Source organism: Pseudoalteromonas sp. NS-SX12 (assembly GCF_057367955.1).
In genome coordinates this window covers 756446-774389 of record NZ_CM170635.1, presented here as the reverse complement: position 1 = coordinate 774389, position 17944 = coordinate 756446, and the positions used below count along the sequence as shown (strand labels likewise).

Here is a 17944-nt window from a genome sequence, read left to right as displayed (position 1 = left end):
AATAACCTCAGGTACGTTTTTCATTTGGCTTACTTCAAATTGGCTGTGCGTAAACGTATTCTTTGATAATCTCACTTTGTGCAAAAATAATTAAGTCAGTTTTTGCATTGTGTATATGACTATTTTTCACCTATCGTCGGTATTCAGCGCTTGCGTTACGGCATTTAAATTAAGCTAATATCTGACATTGAAAGCTATTGTTTGATTTTACAACTCTAGCTGCTAAAACCCAGGTTAACTTTTCACTTTATAAATTTAAAAAGCGTTTCAGGCAATCAGTTCGTCATTTTAGGCAATCATTACCGCCAAACACTTTCTATACTTATTTCTATCGCAAATGCTGATGAACCAGCAAAACAGTTCAGCATCAACAGATGAATTAGATTTAAGCTTAGGAGCGTTTTACATGAATAAAGTTAACTTCCCAAATACCAATGGCCTAGATATTACGATGGCAGGACTGGTTTTCTTGCCGAAAGATTTTGATGCGTCGAGCACTTACCCTGCGGTTGTTGTTTCTCATCCGGGTGGCGGGGTAAAAGAGCAAACGGCGGGCACCTATGCTGAAAAATTAGCTGAAAACGGTTTTATTGCCCTTGCTTACGATGCGTCATATCAAGGTGAGAGCACAGGTACGCCTCGTCAGTTAGAAAACCCTTATGTACGCACCGAAGATGTGAGCGCTGCCATCGATTATTTAACTACCTTGCCTTATGTCGATAACAATCGTATTGGCGCTATGGGTATTTGCGCAGGTGCTGGCTATACCGCTAATGCCGCAATTAACGACCGACGCATCAAAGCCGTTGGCACGGTTAGCATGGTGAACATAGGTCAAATGTTCAGAAATGGTTGGGATAATAACGTAAAAGACAGCGATGCATTGCCTTATTTGCAAATGGGTTCTGACTCAAGAACCTCCGACGCCAGTGGTAACGACACTGCCACCATGCCGATGGCACCGCTAAAAGAAGAAGACGCACCTAACGAAGAGCTGCGTCAGGCATGGGAATATTACCACACAGATCGTGCTGCCTATTGCACTGCACCGGGTTTTGCCACGGCCCGCAGCTTAACACAATTGGTCAGCTACGATGCTTTTTTCAAAGCAGAAGCATTTTTTACACAACCTTTATTAACCGTAGTAGGCAGTGATGCAGGCAGTAAGTGGATGAGTGATGACCTGATGGAGCGTGCTGCATCCACAGATAAAGAAATGCATATCATTGACGGCGCCAACCACATGAATTTGTACGATGGTGAAGCCGAAATCACAAACGCAATCAGTGTATTAGCACCTTTCTTTGCCCGTACTTTAGCTTAATTTTAATTTAGCAGAGGCGCTGCTTGCCTCTGCTAATAGGAGAATAAAATGAACAGTCAGAATGTAACTTTTCAAAATCACAACATGAATTGGCCGATGGCCGCTTTGGTTCTTTACCCCGATAATTTTGATGAACACTCAAGCTATCCAACGGTGATCAGTGTGCATCCGTTTGGTAGCTGTAAAGAACAAACCTCTGGGGCAATTTACGGTAAAGCATTGGCACAAGCGGGTTATGTGGTCATTGCCTTTGATGCCAGCTTTCAAGGGAAGTCAGGCGGTATGCCACGATATCTCGAAGATCCGTCACAACGGGTTGAAGATGTTAGTCGCGCGATTGATTACGCGGTGTCCCTGCCTTTTGTCGATTCAAATTGCATCGCAGGAATAGGTGTGTGCGGCGGTGGTGCTTACATCATTAATGCCGCGTTAACCGAAAAGCGCTTAAAAGCGGTGGTTGGCATTACGCCCGTTAATTTAGGCCGATTGTTTCGCGAAGGTTTTAGCGAATATAACCCACTTGGTGTATTAACAGCGATGGCAGAACAGCGCACAAAGGAAGCCAAAGGTGAAACATTACAAGTGAATGAGCTTTTACCCCCGTCTCTTGATGTGGCCACTGAGCTTGGTCTTACAGAGCGTGACGTTTTTGAAGCGACGGATTACTACAAAACAACGCGAGGCCAAAGTGAAGGCGGCGCCACGAAAATGCTATTTTCCAATGCACAGCGGATCCTCAGTTGGGATGCCTTTGCTTTCACCGAAACACTGCTCACCCAACCTGTGATGACAGTTATAGGCAAAAATATCGGTGCGTTTGGTGCATATCGCGATGGCCACGAAGTATACGGTAAAGCGGTTGCCAGCAAAGACCGTCAACTGGTTGAGCTTGATGGTATTTCTCACTACGATTTATACGACAAAGATGAGCCCGTAGCGCTAGCGATGGCGCACATTCTGCCATTTTTGGAAAAGCATCTTTTAAATAATACCAATTCTGTTAAGTATGTGATCAGGGATAGCGCTGGATAAATGAAATGGTAACAAGGCGGAATTTTTCTTATGTAGTTGTTCTACATTGATAAATTCTAACGCAGTTAGCATGATATTTAGCCCGCTAGGATGATCAGCTACTTAAGTGAATTGGTATAATTAACCTAACCTGAACTTTGTATAAGCAATTTCGTATGAATCACCCGCAAAAACGAAGTTTTGCTACGTATTCATACGATATTCAATCAGGAACTGCTTAAACGGAGCTGAGATTAACCTAATAAACAATTAGAGTATGCCGCCCGTGAGTTTGGTCGGCATACTGGTAAACAAGGATTCGCCAGTTATGAAATGGGCATTAATCACCCTGCTGGGCATAGTGCTTTTAATACTTTTCAGCGCCTTAGCCGTTACTTTATTTGTTACAGCAACTGAAAAAAATCAGCACTTGGCCAACAGCAAATTACTGAGTGATAAACCAACTGCTGATAGCCACAATAGCAAAACGGTGGTGATTGTATTTTCACGCTCGGGCAATACTCATGTGCTGGCAAACCATATTGCTCTACGTTACAACGCCGATGTGAAAGTGATTAGCGCAGAAGATTACGCGTTAGGGATTCCCGGTTGGATAAGGGCTCTCTATGATGCGCGACGCCATGTTGCGTCTATCACACCAGAACAACTCGATTTACAACAATACGATACGGTATATTTAGGGTCGCCAATATGGCTTTACAGTCCAGCCCCGCCGATTTGGCAGTTTGCCAAGAGCAATACGTTTACAAATAAAAATGTGGTGTTATTTAACACCTATAACAGTAAATTTGAGCAACACTTTATTGATGAATTTAAATCGCTGGTGAAACAAAATGGCGCGATTTCATTTTCGCATCAGGCGATAAACAGAGGCCGAATGGGCAATCAACTTACCACGCAAGATATGCTCGACGTTTACGATCAAAACTACCAAGAGGTACCCCATGGATCTTGATAACAATACGCCTGCACATGCTGAACTAGTTGAGCTGGTAAACGAATACACTCGTAAAGAAGGGGATTTTGACTCGGGTATTCAAGGTTTGACAATCCATGTTCGCAATGCCCCCACAGAGCCTTTGCATTGCATATACACACTCAGTTTGGCAGTTGTTCTGCAGGGTAGCAAAGAGTTATTGCAAGATAATGAAGTGACCTATTGTCATGCGGGGCAAGCCATGCTCACCACCTTTGATTTACCGGTTGTGTCTCATGTTGCTAGCGCTTCACGACACGCCCCTTTTATTGCACTGATATTAAAATTAGATTACTCACTGATCATGCAAGCTTGCGCGGAGTTAAAACTCTCAAAACCACCGAGAGACATGCAGTTTCAAGCGTTATCCTCTTATCAAGTCGATGAGGGTCTTTTAGATGCTTTAAAGCGATTACTCATTTTAGAGAAACAACCCTCGTTAAAACCTGGATTACAGCCGCTGATTGAAAAAGAAATTGTGGTGCGCCTACTTGATAGCCCTCATGGCATGCACCTTCGCCATCTGGCTGCATTAGGCTCACCAAATAGTCAGGTATTAAAAGCGGTCACTTGGTTAAAACAAAACTACACCGAGGCTATCAATATGGATGAGCTTGCGCAGCAAGCGCACATGAGTGCTTCGACATTTAGGCAACATTTCAAGGCATTAACAGGCACCAGCCCGCTGCAATATTTAAAAACGCTAAGGTTACAAGAAGCCAGAGATCAAATGCTGGTTAATGGTGTGGATGCGACGCTAGCCAGTAATTTAGTGGGCTATGAAAGTGCCTCGCAATTTAGTCGGGAATACAGTCGTTTGTTTGGCCTTCCGCCTTTAAAAGACATTCAGCGGTTACGGCTAGTTCATCAAGTATAACTTGGGTCTGCCCACCTTCGCTGTTCTATTTTTGTTCTCTTTGAGCGTGCTTTTATCGCGGCGCTCGATGTGTGACCTAGCAATCTAAGCGAATATCGAGCAAAGCTTCCGCATCCTGCTCACGCCCCTTACCTACATCCATATAGGCAACAATGATAAAAGTGCGTTCAAAAGAACCATTCGGCAGCGCTTGATTGGCTTTTCTACTGTGTTATCGGCTGACTCACATAGAATAACTATGCCACGCAGCCTCTGCCTTGTATAAACCCCAATCAAACTGCTGCAAAAACGAACTTGAAAGGTCAACAGACCCAGGGTTCTTAACATAGGTTTTTAAATGCCTGTTGCATTCGCTTTTGTTAAAAGCGAATGCAAGGGGTTAATACACTGATAATTAAAAACTTACTTTAGCTAATCTGTTTCGTCACACTTATACCTAAGCGTTTTGCAAGGCGGGTTAAGTTCGCGCGGTCGGTGTTCAGTTCTCGTGCTGCGGCTGACCAATTGCCATTATGGTTAGACAAGGTGTTTCGTATCATTTCACTTTGAAAACGCTCTGTGGCTTGTTTTAAACTTTCATCTGGTTTTAGCAAAAATTGCTGCGTTTGAATTGGGTTAGCCTTTGGCTCATCGCTACTTGTACCTTCAATTGTTAGCTCTCTGATTAACTCACCACAATCAATCGGGTTAATTATTACTATGGGTGATTGAGTATTTACCGAGGCTTTAAGTGCCGCGCGGCTTATCACATGTTCTAGTTCGCGCACATTGCCTGGCCAATGATAGGCATTTAAATAGGGCAGCACGTCTTTAGAGATTTTAAGCTGTTGCAAGCCAAGTTTGCGGCGTGATTGCTCGACAAAATAGCCTGCCAATAAGGCGATATCGCCATTACGTGCGCGCAGCGGTGGAATAGTAACGGGGTATACACTTAAACGGTGAAACAAATCGGCGCGAAAGTTTCCGCTATTTACTTCGTCTGCTAAATCACGGTTGGTTGCGGCGATAACCCGCACATCAACATAGTGAATATCATCTTGGCCAACAGGTTGTATTTCATTGGATTGCAGTGCGCGTAGTAGTTTACTTTGCGCTGCAAGTGGCAGCTCGCCCACTTCATCTAAAAATAGAGTGCCGCCATCGGCCAACACAAATTTACCTGCGCGATTTTTATCGGCACCGGTAAAGGCGCCTTTCACATGGCCAAATAATTCGCTTTCAATTAAGTTTTCAGGCAGGGCAGCGCAGTTTACATATACTAAAGGTTTATCTGCGCGGCTTGATTGTAAGTGTAAACGCCGTGCAATAAGTTCTTTACCTACGCCCGTTTCACCTTGAATTAGCACGCTAAAGGGCGATGCGGCTACTAAATTAACTTCTTGCTTTAGCTTTACCATGGCTTGGCTGTCGCCAATTAATTCGTTGCCATCTCTGGCGATGGCTTCTTGACTAAGCTCTGCCATTAGTAAATGCGAGCGCGAATTACGCTGCTCTAATTCATCGAGTGTGAGTGCAATTTTTAAGGTGGCTGCAGCGATGGCTGCTAAGGCATCAAGCTTGTCTTGGCCTAAATCGTCAAAGGCGTTGGGCTTTAATGAGTCAAAGGTCAAAATGCCAATTAAACGTTCGGCAAAATAAAGTGGTAAACCCATACAAGCGTGAATAGGTAAATCCCCGGGGTGATCAGCAACTAGGCCATCATATGGGTCGGGTAAGGGGCTGGATGATGCAAAACGCACAGGCCCTTTTGCTTCACAAATTGCTGCAAAACGCGGGTGCTCGCTAATAACAAAACGCCTGCCGAGTGTGTCGGGTGTAAGCCCTTTAATCGCCAGTGGCTTTAATACCTCGCCACGCATAGCCAACAGTGCAATGGCCTCGCACTCAATCACCGTCGCAAGCGTTTGTAACAGTTGTTCAAATCGGTCTTGATTATCGAGACTGGTCACTTGCGCTTTTGCAAATTCTACAAGGGTTAAAGAGTTAATTGCCATACAAAATCACATAAAAACACACTTGTGTCATTATGACTTATTTTTGCAGTGTGTCAAATTGACTTATTTATTGGTGTTTAACGGCGCTTTTTTAATTAACCACCTGATTAATATAAATAAATTAATGTTGGCATTGTTGCTGCTATATCAAGCTGAATTTAAATGAAATTAAGGCTTAATTATGCAGCAAGTTGTTAATGAGACTGCTTTTATCAATCACGAGCGTGCGCTAACGCTACCAAATAAAAACAAAAAAAATGTGTTTGGTTTTACTAAGCAAGTGGGTAATTGGTTAATGTTAGTTCCTGTTAGTTTGTTTATTAGTTGTTTGCTAATCAGTTACCCATTTGCTGAGTATTTTTCAATGCCTCAGCAAATTGCCGCTCATATCGGTACTATGGTGTTTCCTGCATTTTTTAAGATTGGCTATATTGTGCGCTGCATTGGGCAACATGGCTTAGGCCAACGTGTGTAGGTGGTTCGATGTTAAATATTCAAGAACCACACGCGCAAGATAACGAAGCAGTTGGCGCATTTTCAGAACATGCCTTTTTTCAATTGGCATTTCGCTCAAGCTTTATGTTAGGGGCAATCGCATCAATTTTAGCCATGATAATGTGGTTGGGCTTCTTAAATGCGTGGTGGCAGTTAAATCCAACAGGCTTAACCCCAACGGTATGGCATTTACACGAAATGTTATTTGGCTTTGGTGCCACCATTGCAACAGGGTTTGTATTAACCGCGGTGCAAACATGGACTGGCAGGCCAAGTATACAGGGGGCACCCTTGATTGCTTTGGTTGGCCTTTGGCTCATTATACGCGCGCTGTTTTTTGTTAATTCAACGGCAAGTGTCATTTTAGCTACCGTGCTGCAAAGTATTTGGTGGATATGCATTATCGCTGTGTATGCCTACATAGTTTTGCTTGCTAAAAACCGTCGTAACTACTTGTTTATCCCTTTATTTACGGTGATGGCGCTACTTGAAATGGTGCTACTGGTAAGTGAACTCACCATAGATACCGCACAAGCACTGCATATTGGCCGTACCATGGTGCTGATGTTTGGCATATTAATGGGCATTGTGGGTGGGCGCGTTATTCCGTTTTTCACCCGTAACGGTGCCAAGCTTAAAGAAGTGTCGCATCCGTCTTTGCTTGATACGCTGTTATTGGTTGTTTCCTTACTCGGCACTTTAGTATTTTTTAGCCATTTCTATATTTCCCTGCCGTTATCGCCTGCGTATTTAATGATTGCTGCAGGCTGCTTGCACCTTGCAAAGCTGGGTTTTTGGCAAAGTAATAAAACGCTCGGTATCTCTCTTTTATGGTCATTACATTTAGCGTACGGCGCACTTGGTCTTGGCCTTATTTTACTTGGTGCGAGCTATTTTACACCGCTTATTCCTTTTAGTTCTGGGCTTCATGTGATCACTGTAGGCGCCATGGGGCTGATGATTTTATCTATGATGAGTCGTGTTTCGCTTGGCCATACAGGGCGAGTATTAATACCCAAAGTGATTATGGGTAAAGCTTTTTTACTGCTTTTTCTTGTAGCCGTTACACGCGCATTACTACCTGCAATTGGGCTTGCCCATTTGGCATGGCAAGTGAGTGCGGTTGGCTGGATTATCGCGTTTGCAATTTTTGTTTGGGTGTCTTTCCCAATATTAATCGCTCCTCGCCAAGATGGCTTTCGTTAATTCCTAATTTTTTATTTCTTATTTCTAACAACACGTTGCAACACACGAGGTATTACATGTTACAACAACGTCATATTGATATTATTAAAAGTTTAGTGCCATTACTTTCTGAGACAGGGCCTGCGCTAACAGCCCACTTTTATGAAAGGTTGTTTTTTCACCAGCCTGAACTTAAACATATCTTTAATATGAGCAATCAAGCGTCGGGCAGGCAAAAGGCTGCTTTATTTGAAGCTATCGCAGCGTATGCGCAGCATATTGATAATGTGGGCGCACTCAAAAGTGCGGTTGAGCGCATTGCTCATAAGCACACAAGCTTTAATATTCAACCCGAAATGTACCAAATAGTAGGTCATCACCTAACCGAAACCCTACGTGAATTAACGGGTGAACTATTTACCGCTGAAGTTGAAGAAGCATGGACTGCCGCATATGACTTTTTAGCGTCTGTGTTTATTCATCGCGAAGGTGAGCTTTATGAAAGCCGTGCAAAAAGCCAAGGTGGCTGGCGCGATAGCCGCCCATTCGTAGTAAGTGAAAAAATCAAAGAATCGGAATTGGTCACCAGTTTTGTCCTAACGCCACAAGACGGCAATGATGTGATTGGTTATGTGCCAGGGCAATATTTAGGTATTTCAGTGCAACCAAACGATCATCCATTTACCGAAATTCGTCAATATTCGTTATCAAACAAGCCTAATGGGCAAAGCTACCGTATTTCGGTAAAACGCGAAAAAGGCGAACCAGACGGCCTTGTATCTAACTACTTACATGATCATATTGAAGTGGGTGATACCCTTTCAGTTAACGCACCTGCAGGAGACTTTTTCTTCCAAGATAAGCAGTCACCGGTCGTACTTATTTCAGCAGGGGTGGGGGTAACGCCAATGCAGTCAATGTTGGAGTATTTATCGGCGCTAAATTATGAGCACGATGTGTATTATTTACATGCGTGCAGCTCTGAGCAACAGCACTCGTTTAAACAGCGCACCAATGAGCTTGCCATGTTAAATAACTGGCAAACCTATACATGGTATGAGAATTATAACGAAGCCAACGAATTACCGGAAAACATATACCACGGACTCGTTGATTTAAATGATGCACGGTTACCGTACGGGCAAGCGCATTTCTACTTATGTGGCCCAGTTGTCTTTATGCGTTTCATCAAAAAGCAGCTGTTAAATATGGGAGTTGGCGCAGAACGTATTCATTATGAAGTGTTTGGCCCACATGCGGATTTATAATCAAATTTAAAGAGACGATGGTCAGATACTGGTGTGTCTGTCCATTGCCACTATTAAAAAGGAACTCTCACTTGGCTGATTTTAGTTAATGGGCAGTCGTGATGATGACTTTATTTCTTTTAATGAAATGCTTGAACGTATACTCGATACACCTGAGAGCTTTCGCAACACGTTATCAATGAATGTGCTGTAATCATCTAGGTCCTTGGCAACGACTTGCAGTAAAAAATCAGCATCACCTGTCATGTTGTAGCATGTCAGAACATTGTCACAGGCGAGGATCATTTGCTCGAAGTCTTTGGTGGTTTTTTCATCATGTTCTATATAGGTTAATTGTACGAACGCCATAACACCAAACCCCACTTTACGGCGATTTAGGTTTGCCTGGTAGCCTTCTATATACCCCTGTTCTTCCAGCCGTTTTATACGTCGCCAGCAAGGAGTTTCACTTAGCGATAATGTGCTAGCAATCTTAGCGCTCGAAAGCCGACCATTGGATTGTAGTAGTTCCAAAATGCGTTTATCTGTCTTATCTAGCTCGATCAATGTTGGACTCTTTCTATTTTGCCTGGCTAGATAAAAGACTATTTCAAAATTAGCGTTTATTCAATTCAAAATAGCAAGGTAATTTCAGCGCTATTACGTAAAGTAGCAAGTGTGCAAGTAACTAATGTGAGGTGATTATGAAAGCCGTTGTTTATGAAAACTTTGTTCAAGCGCCGCAAATAATGAATGTAGCAGATCCAACACCAAAAAATCATGGTGTAGTGGTAAAAGTAGAAGCGACAGGTGTTTGTCGTAGTGATTGGCATGGCTGGATGGGACATGATCCAGGGATCGAATTACCACACGTACCGGGCCATGAATTTGCGGGCACCATTGCCGCCGTTGGCAGAGATGTCACGCAGTTTAAAGTGGGCGATCGCGTAACTATACCTTTTATATATGCCTGTGGCGCGTGCTCACATTGCCATTCTGGTAATCAACAGGTGTGTAGTAGTCAAACTCAGCCTGGTTTTACTCAGTGGGGTTCTTTTGCCGAATATGTGGGAGTTGATCATGCCAATGTTAACTTAGTTGCTTTGCCAGAAAGCATGGATTTTGTTACTGCGGCCAGTTTAGGCTGTCGCTTTGTCACGTCTTTTCGTGCTGTTGTCGATCAAGGTCAAGTCACTGCTGGCAACTGGGTTGCTGTGCACGGTTGCGGTGGTGTGGGGTTATCGGCTGTGATGATTGCAAACGCTATTGGCGCAAATGTCATTGCAGTAGATATAGATGATAATGCCCTTTCACTCGCGTGTAGTTTAGGTGCTGTTGCAACCATCAATGCTAATCAAGTCGATGATGTGCCATTAGCGATTAAAGATTTGACCAAAGGTGGTGTGCATGTCTCGCTTGATGCATTAGGTCATCCAATAACGTGTGTGAACTCAATTAACAGTTTACGTCCACTCGGTAAGCATATTCAGGTGGGGCTGCTGCTCGCTGATCAGGCTAACCCAAGCATTCCAATGGATAAAGTGATCGCTCATGAGCTTGAGATTATTGGCAGTCATGGCATGCAAGCGCACCGTTACGATGCCATGTTAGCAATGATTTTATCCGGTAAGTTGCAACCAGAAAAACTATTAGGGAAAACGATCACGCTTGCACAATCAATAGACGTGTTAACCCAACTGGATAAGAACAATACGCCAGGTGTAACTGTAATCACCCAATTTTGATGTAGAGAAGTATTACAATGCGCAATGAAACTGAACAAGACCAATTTACTGTGGTTACTCAGAACAAGCCTGATTACGAATTTACTTTACTCGTTGAACAGTTAGTGAACTCGGGTGTTAAATCAGGTTTAACAGATGAAATGGCAACTCAACTGGCATATAAAACTGTACTTGGCGCAACACACTTTTTACCTGTTGAAAAAGGTGGAACAGTCGATTTAGCGCTCTCAATTAAACTGCAAATGTTTATTAAAGAGTACCTAGATGCACACTGTTCTAGTCAATCAGAGTAAGCGCTCTGCATCTAGGTTATTGTTAATTAAGAGTTTCTAAAACTCAAAGCCTTTAACTACAACAGTCTATTGTTGTTTGTGTTTAACCCAGCGCTATTACTAAATCTTGGCGTTGAAAAATTACCGTATCACTTTTGCCGTTTATTGTGAGCTTCATAATAATAAAGTGATCTTCTGGTGTGAGTTTAAACCAAGGTAACGCAAGGGATTTTGGTTTATTGTCACCGCTGCATGAAAACAAATACCGCATTTGTAATTGGCTATTATGGTGTGCAAGTCGATAAGCTTGTTTGGTTAATTTACACGAGCCATCGACGTGCTCAATTTGCCACCCGCTGGAAATTGCATTTAACGTGGTGTCATGTTCTGCGTTTTCAGCCCCCAGTTGTTTGGCAATGGATTGTGCCTCTTTAATTGGGGTGGTTTGTAAAATTTCGATGCTATTTCCTTGTACGGTGACATCTATATTACTGGCATGCACCTCATGGGCTTGGCTGAAAAAGCTTACGCCAAGATTTGCGAGTAAAACTAAATACCGCATCATAATTAAAACTCCCTTCTAAAACACTGGAATGAGCTGCTATTAAGGCTGCCGTAGTAATCTGGGCCATTAACCAGCGGGAATACAGGCGATAGGTTTTCATCCACACTGGTGTGATAGTGATAACCTAGACCATCATGGTCATGCCCACTGTGTTCATCAAGGTATTCTTCACCTTGTGCTGTACACTGTGCATCATAGTAGTAATCTTCATAATAAATACCTGATACAGCAGGGCCATCGCCCGCGGTGAAAAAGTTAATGATGTCTGATGTTGCAGGGCCAGCCGTCACGTTTTCAACGCCTAAGCTGATATTTTCTTCATCAATAAATTTACAGGTACGTTGGCCCTCGCTGCCACAGCCAGTTGCACTGTTTGCTGAATAATCACGTTTCTTCCAACAGCTTTTCGCAAGCACGTCTTTACTATGATACGGGCCGTGAATTGGGTAACCATCTCCTGCGTAACCATAAATCGGGGAGTGTCCTTTGCCTTCATCGCCGAGCTGTTGTTTTAAACACGCGTTATAACTGTGGTGGTGGTACATGCCGTTGCCTGAGTGGCCATTGCACACATCCATTGCGGCAGAGCGAAATGGCAGGGCAAAGTTATTCCAAATATCTTGGTTGTTGTAAGAGCTGGCATCAGACCAATTGTAAATGGGCACGCCGTTAACCCAAAGCCCAACAGGGCCAAGGCCAGTTTCACACTCTGTTTGTGTTGGGGTCGGGTTATTTGGAAAGGTTAGCGCCATGCTTGATTGAGACTCAGGGCATGCAGCACCCGCTTGTGGCCACCATCCATCGCCGCCTGTGTTACCGCAATTTGCTGTCAATCCAATATCTTGGCCGTAATCAATTTGCTGATTGAGGCTCAATACTTGGCCATTGGCATAGGCCGCTGCAGGTTTGCTTTGATAAACCGTCAGCACTTCATCGGTTACAACTACTTTGTAATTTGGTGTGGCATTAGTGGTTACTGTTGTTGACGTGCCATTGTCTTGCACATACAGCACATTCACCTCTACAAACGCACCACTATCCATCATGTAACTTGATTGTTCATTGTGTTTATTAACAATCCAGCCGTCATTACTAAGCGCACTTAATTGACTGTCTAAATAGAAAAAGTCTGTTGGTAGGGATGTGCCACCTGATATTAAGTCAGTTTGTTCTGAAATATCATTTTGTAAGTCATAAAAAGCGCGTGTGCCATCAATATATTCAATGAGCTTATAACGGGCATTGCGAATGGTGAAGGCTTCTTCATTTTGCGAAAAAGCGGTTTCACGCAGTGGTGTCGCATTGGCATCATTAAGTAAATTGTTAAAGGGTAAGCTGTCGTGAATGACCACTTCTTCTTGGCCCGCAATGGCCAAAATAGTGCTGAAGAAATCGGTGCCGTTTAATACGTTGGCTTCACGTTGCCCCTGACGCGTGACATTTTTGCCCGACACTATCATAGGTACACGGATCCCACCTTCACTAATATTATTTTTACTACCAGATAACTCTGAATCTCTAAAGCGCGCTTGTGTTGGTGTGCCGTTATCACCAATAAAAATCACCACGGTATTATCGCGTGTGGCTTGATCTAAACTATTTAACAAACGATTTATTTCACTGTCGAGCGCTTCTACTGCTGCGAGATAATACGCGCGAGGATTAGCTTCAATATCAGCTTCATCACCACTCAAGTTACGGCTATGTAATTCATTTGGCGGTAAGTGGAAGGGGGTATGCGGAGCGTTGTAACCCATCCATAAAAACCACGGGGTAGTTTGTTGATTTAGCCAGTCGATTGCCAAATCAGTTAGTACGGTTGTGGCGTATTCGGTTTGTGGCAGGGTTTGCCCATTTGTAGTTAATTCCCAGTTATAGTAATCGCTGACGGCGCCATTAAAAATGCCAGCGTAAAAATCTAGGCCAAACGCGGCTGGGTGACTGCTGTCGCCACCTAGATGCCATTTACCAATTTTTGCCGAGACATACTCTGCCGTATCAGGGTGATTTTTTAACGCTTGTGGTAGTGACGTTTCACTTAGGCTCAGTTCGTCACCCGGTGCTAACACTTGAGTGCGTGTGCCATATTTACCGGTAAAAATGGTGGAACGGGTTGGTGAACAAACTGGGTTTACCCATAAATTTTCAAACACGATGCCCTGTGCTGCAATTTCATCAATAGTTGGGGTACTTGGTAAGTCGGTAGAGAAGCTGTATTGGTTCGACGAATCTTGACCTAAGTCATCCGCAATGATCAGTAATACATTTGGCTTGCTTGTATTAACTTGCGCTGACACATCAACTGAAAACGTGTCGCTCACCGAAAGCCCAGCAGGGTCGCTGGCAGTCACGGTGACATTAATTTCGCCAGTTTGATTTGGGCTGCCAGACAAAATTAAGCCATCAGATGTTAACCTTGAATCCGTTGGCGTAATCGCGACCTGAAAAGTCAGCATATCACCATCAGGGTCGCTAAAGGTGGTATTGTTCTGGCTCATATCAAAGTTAAAGTTTTGGTTTAACGTTGCACTTTGATCGGCAATTGGATTTGCCACTATCGGCGAGTTATTTTCATTTGGTTCAACCACGTACAATACAAAACTGGTAGAATCAAACAATCCACCGTCATCGGTTGCGGTGACAGCAACCGTGTATTCGCCTGCTTGGCTTGGCACTCCAGATAAATGCGTTCCGTTGAATGTTAAGTCATCATTAGTTGGAGTGATTTGCACACTGTAAATGAGTATTTCACTATCAAGATCTTCAAAAGTAGAGCCATTTTGAGTGACATCAAAATTATAGTTTTCACCAATATTCACTGACTGATTACTAATGCTGTTGGTAAGTTTTGGTGCACCGTTAATGTTCAGCAAAAAGTTATCATTTGCTGATAACCCGTTAGGATCAGTCGCTGTTACGGTGAAAGTGATTGTTTGCGCAAGCGCCGGTGTGCCGGATAACACAGTACCGTTTAAGGTAAAGTCATTTGTTAGCGGTGATGTACTAAACGAGTAAGTAAGTGCATCGCCGTCTGGGTCGGTGAAGGTTTGCCCCCCTTGAGAGAGATCAAATGAATACTGCTGTGATTGGTTGGTTGTTTGATCAGTAATCGCGGTTGTTAATTGCGGGGCTTGATTTGTAACTACAGGCGGGGTGACGTTGTTATCGGTATTACTATCGCTGCTGCCTCCGCCACAGCCAACAAGCGTTACGCTTAACAAACTTATTGTGAATAGAGAATTGAATTTATAAAGCACAACGCACCTACCTTATTTTCATCTTCAGTGTTATTACGCATAAAAACTGAAGTATTGAATTTAAAAAATCATTAATAAAGTTTTAAGCAAGAGAGCGGGGAAGACAAGTCGGCAAAGGGAATGAGAGCGTAAATGTTATGTAAAGATATTGTTGGTTTGTAATGGTGTGTAAAGAGCGTTTAAATTTGTAGTTTGATAGGGTAACTGTATAAAGGCTATTTAAATATAAAATAGCCTTGTTCCAACAGAAAAAGTTTACTAATTCAGTCTATCTTTTCTAGTTTCGCTAGCGTGTTTTGATAATTATGTGCGAGGTCTACTTCTTGCGCATGTAATTCTTGCAAGGTGCTTTTCAGTAAATACAGTGTTTCTTTTAAATTTTCAGCGCGCATACTTTCGCGTGAGTTCATAACCTCAATAAATTGCATTAAGGTTTTCTCAACGCCCATTTGTTGTAATTTATATACTTTTGAAATTAAAAATGTGGTTTCAATGTCAAGAGAAACATCGCTGCTCGCCTGCTGTAAAGACTCCCATGCGGTACGACTTATAAAGTCTTGCATTAAACCTTTTGGCATTAATCCCAAAATATAGCTGCGTGGATCAGTTTCTGCAGGAGTTTCTTCAAGTTGTGTGATGGCATTATCAAACTCCCCAATAAGCTGCTTATGATATGGCGTCCAGTTGGTTAATGTTTTTAAATTTGTGGTGAGTTCAACTTCAATCATTTGCAATGCGCGGTTTTTTTCTTCTTCAGCTTTCAATTGCCCACGATATTCGTTTAAGAATAATGCTAAAAGCACACTAAAAATGATGAGTGAAGACTCAAATGCGATTTTGATAATACTATTTTTAATAGCAGCGGTGTCCGTTTTTGCCATGTCTGATCCTTGCAAATATTTGAGTTGAGTTTCACATGTCCTTATTTTTAACATACACACCTTGGTGTATTGGGATCAAGTGAGAATACTTGATAAGTAAAAGTAGCGCTTGAGTAGTTTGCAATAGCCAAAATTACTTAAGGGATAATAAGGTTTAACGCCTTTAACCTAGTTTATTTTTCAAATGTTCACGGTATTGCTCGCCTATTGGTATTTCTATCTCACCCAGCTCTAAATACTGATGTGCATAAGCGCTGATGTGGTCTACATTCACAATAAACGAGCGGTGCACACGGGCAAAATTTTCCGGCAATTGGCTTTCAAACGCGCTCATACTGCTTTTGATAATATGGCTGCCATCACGCAAGAAGATTTTTATATAATCTTTTAACCCTTCTATATACAAAACGTTTTCAAACACAATGCGTACTTGCTTACGGTTTTCACGCACAAACATCGCATTTGGCGCTTGTTGCGTTGGCACATTTGGTTCAGCGTGATGTATGTTAGTTATGCGCTGCTTAAACTTTTCTATGGCTTTAAAAAAGCGTGAAAATACAATGGGTTTTAATAGGTAATCCACAGCATCAAGTTCAAAACCTTCAATAGCATAGTCGCGATACGCGGTAGTAAAAATCACATAGGGTTTATGGGCAAGGTTTTGATAAAAGTCAGTGCCTTTTAATACCGGCATTTCAATGTCTAAAAACAATAAATCAACGCTTTGGTTTTGCAATAATTGATGTGCTTCAATGGCGCTGCTGCAACTGGCAACAAGTTCAAATTCAGCAAACTGCGCTAAGTGCATTTCAATCAGTTCGCGGCCAAGCGCTTCATCATCCACAATGATGCAGCGATAGCGTGTTTGTTGAGTTTGAATTGCCATACTTACTTTATGTCCATGTTAAGTGTAAGGGTAGCCAAATAGCTATTTTTGGTATGATCAATGGTGAGTGAAAATGCGTTAGGGTAGAGCATTTCCAATTGCTTGGTCATAATGGTTAAGCCCACACTGGGCGAATCGTTACTGGTTTCACTGTGCTCAGGTATTGAGTTCTTAACCTCAAAGGTGATTGCATCACGATTTGAGGTTAACACAATGTCGACAAACGCGGTATTCAGCTCATTACTGGTGCTGTGTTTACAGGCGTTTTCCACCAAGTTTAATAACAGCAAAGGGGCGATAGTGTGGGGGTAATTAATCTCGCTTGAAAAGCTCACTTTGAGTGTATCTGACTTACGAATACATTCTAAATCAAGGTAGTTTTGTATAAGTGTAATCTCACTATTAAGCGACACATAGCGCTCGTTACAGCGATAAACCACGTAATCTAAAATATCAGCCAGCTTTTCTATTACCTGCGGTGTTTGGTCGGATTTTTTCAGTGCCAATAAATACAAATTGTTAAGCGTATTAAAAATAAAATGCGGGTTTAGTTGGTTTTTTAAAGCGGCTAATTCGGCTAAGTTTTTCTGCTCTTTTAACTCTAAAATGTAGCTTTGTTTTTTGTAAAACTGCCTTGCCATTAATACAGCTGTTGGGAAAAACAGTTGCGGCATTTTCGAAAAGATAATGTATTTCAATGCCCAAAAGCTAAATAAACGATACTGAATACCTTGGTCCTGCGTAACATACAGCAAATTTTGATAGGTCTCTGGGTAACTCGGTTCGATATAAAAATAGCGCACAGCAATCACCCAGTACGCACCAAGTAAAAGTGCACCTAATAACGCGGCGATAAAAAGGGGCGTTTGGTCTTTATCAAGCAGTTTGGGCACTAAGAACTTTAAGGTTACAAATGCAACAATAGCTTGCGCAAACACAATACTGCCGATGGTTTCTATTATTTCTTTAAATGATGCGTAGTTTTCCCAGTGCGGCCCCATACTCAGTAAAAACACCAGTATCCAAAACGCTAACAGCCAAATATGTGTGCTGGTAAGCGTTGTTGTGGAATTGTTTGCTTTATTTAACTTATTCAACATCTTAGTTTGGCAGCTCTGAATATACTGGGTTATCGCTTTCACTATATCTTAATAACAAATCAAAGGGCTAGTGTGTAGACAAGCGTATTGTTACTGTCGACGAAAACA

At 42.5% G+C, this 17944-nt stretch carries 16 protein-coding genes; 9 read left to right on the top strand and 7 right to left on the bottom strand.

The features are described 5' to 3' along the window. The first annotated feature begins 337 nt into the window (after positions 1-337). The 4 genes from AC2IOM_RS17655 (at position 338) to AC2IOM_RS17640 (ending at position 4209) form a co-directional block, all read left to right on the top strand. Positions 338-1324: an alpha/beta hydrolase gene (locus AC2IOM_RS17655; protein WP_486360660.1), complete on the top strand. Its 987-nt coding sequence runs from the start codon at positions 338-340 to the stop codon at positions 1322-1324. A 48-nt stretch (positions 1325-1372) separates the two neighbouring features. Then, complete coding sequence (locus tag AC2IOM_RS17650; protein WP_486360659.1) at positions 1373-2356, top strand: alpha/beta hydrolase; 984 nt, start codon at positions 1373-1375, stop codon at positions 2354-2356. A gap of 307 nt (positions 2357-2663) precedes the next feature. Continuing rightward, on the top strand, positions 2664-3311 hold the full coding sequence (locus tag AC2IOM_RS17645) for a flavodoxin family protein (protein ID WP_486360658.1): 648 nt from the start codon (positions 2664-2666) through the stop codon (positions 3309-3311). Next, positions 3301-4209: an AraC family transcriptional regulator gene (locus tag AC2IOM_RS17640; RefSeq protein WP_486360657.1), complete on the top strand. Its 909-nt coding sequence runs from the start codon at positions 3301-3303 to the stop codon at positions 4207-4209. The genes AC2IOM_RS17645 and AC2IOM_RS17640 overlap by 11 nt, the downstream gene beginning before the upstream one ends. A gap of 407 nt (positions 4210-4616) precedes the next feature. On the opposite strand, the gene norR is transcribed toward AC2IOM_RS17640, so the two are convergent. Then, positions 4617-6203 carry a nitric oxide reductase transcriptional regulator NorR gene (gene norR, locus AC2IOM_RS17635; protein WP_486360656.1) on the bottom strand — a complete coding sequence of 529 codons (1587 nt, stop codon included), beginning with the start codon at positions 6201-6203 and terminating at the stop codon, positions 4617-4619. Positions 6204-6384: 181 nt separating this feature from the next. On the opposite strand from norR, the gene AC2IOM_RS17630 reads away from it, so the two are divergent. Genes AC2IOM_RS17630 through hmpA form a run of 3 tightly spaced genes read left to right on the top strand, consistent with a single transcriptional unit; the run spans position 6385 to position 9151 of the window. Further along, a complete protein-coding gene (locus tag AC2IOM_RS17630) occupies positions 6385-6678 on the top strand; it encodes a hypothetical protein (protein WP_486360655.1) in 294 nt (97 codons plus the stop codon). A gap of 8 nt (positions 6679-6686) precedes the next feature. Continuing rightward, positions 6687-7904: an NnrS family protein gene (locus AC2IOM_RS17625; RefSeq protein WP_486360654.1), complete on the top strand. Its 1218-nt coding sequence runs from the start codon at positions 6687-6689 to the stop codon at positions 7902-7904. 56 nt (positions 7905-7960) lie between these two features. Then, positions 7961-9151: an NO-inducible flavohemoprotein gene (hmpA, locus tag AC2IOM_RS17620; RefSeq protein ID WP_486360653.1), complete on the top strand. Its 1191-nt coding sequence runs from the start codon at positions 7961-7963 to the stop codon at positions 9149-9151. A gap of 81 nt (positions 9152-9232) precedes the next feature. Here the strand turns inward: hmpA and AC2IOM_RS17615 are convergent, their stop codons facing one another. Continuing rightward, positions 9233-9697 (bottom strand): Lrp/AsnC family transcriptional regulator, encoded by a 465-nt coding sequence (locus AC2IOM_RS17615; RefSeq protein ID WP_486360652.1) that lies wholly within the window; start codon positions 9695-9697, stop codon positions 9233-9235. Positions 9698-9834: 137 nt separating this feature from the next. Between AC2IOM_RS17615 and AC2IOM_RS17610 the strand changes: the two genes are divergently transcribed. Continuing rightward, a complete protein-coding gene (locus AC2IOM_RS17610) occupies positions 9835-10875 on the top strand; it encodes a zinc-dependent alcohol dehydrogenase family protein (RefSeq protein WP_486360651.1) in 1041 nt (346 codons plus the stop codon). 17 nt (positions 10876-10892) lie between these two features. Continuing rightward, positions 10893-11168, top strand: coding sequence for a pyrroline-5-carboxylate reductase dimerization domain-containing protein (locus AC2IOM_RS17605; protein ID WP_336436161.1), 276 nt, complete (start codon positions 10893-10895; stop codon positions 11166-11168). A gap of 82 nt (positions 11169-11250) precedes the next feature. Here AC2IOM_RS17605 and AC2IOM_RS17600 read toward each other — a convergent pair whose 3' ends face one another. From AC2IOM_RS17600 to AC2IOM_RS17580, 5 genes are all read right to left on the bottom strand, one after another. After that, the gene (locus AC2IOM_RS17600) at positions 11251-11712 is read right to left on the bottom strand and encodes a hypothetical protein (RefSeq protein ID WP_486360650.1); all 462 of its coding nucleotides are present in this window, start codon (positions 11710-11712) and stop codon (positions 11251-11253) included. Positions 11713-11714: 2 nt separating this feature from the next. Then, positions 11715-14969: a sulfatase-like hydrolase/transferase gene (locus AC2IOM_RS17595; protein WP_486360649.1), complete on the bottom strand. Its 3255-nt coding sequence runs from the start codon at positions 14967-14969 to the stop codon at positions 11715-11717. 263 nt (positions 14970-15232) lie between these two features. Next, positions 15233-15850: a hypothetical protein gene (locus tag AC2IOM_RS17590; RefSeq protein WP_486360648.1), complete on the bottom strand. Its 618-nt coding sequence runs from the start codon at positions 15848-15850 to the stop codon at positions 15233-15235. Between the two features lie 163 nt (positions 15851-16013). Continuing rightward, positions 16014-16736 carry a LytR/AlgR family response regulator transcription factor gene (locus tag AC2IOM_RS17585; RefSeq protein ID WP_486360647.1) on the bottom strand — a complete coding sequence of 241 codons (723 nt, stop codon included), beginning with the start codon at positions 16734-16736 and terminating at the stop codon, positions 16014-16016. Positions 16737-16738: 2 nt separating this feature from the next. Further along, complete coding sequence (locus tag AC2IOM_RS17580; protein WP_486360646.1) at positions 16739-17836, bottom strand: sensor histidine kinase; 1098 nt, start codon at positions 17834-17836, stop codon at positions 16739-16741. Positions 17837-17944 lie beyond the last annotated feature (108 nt).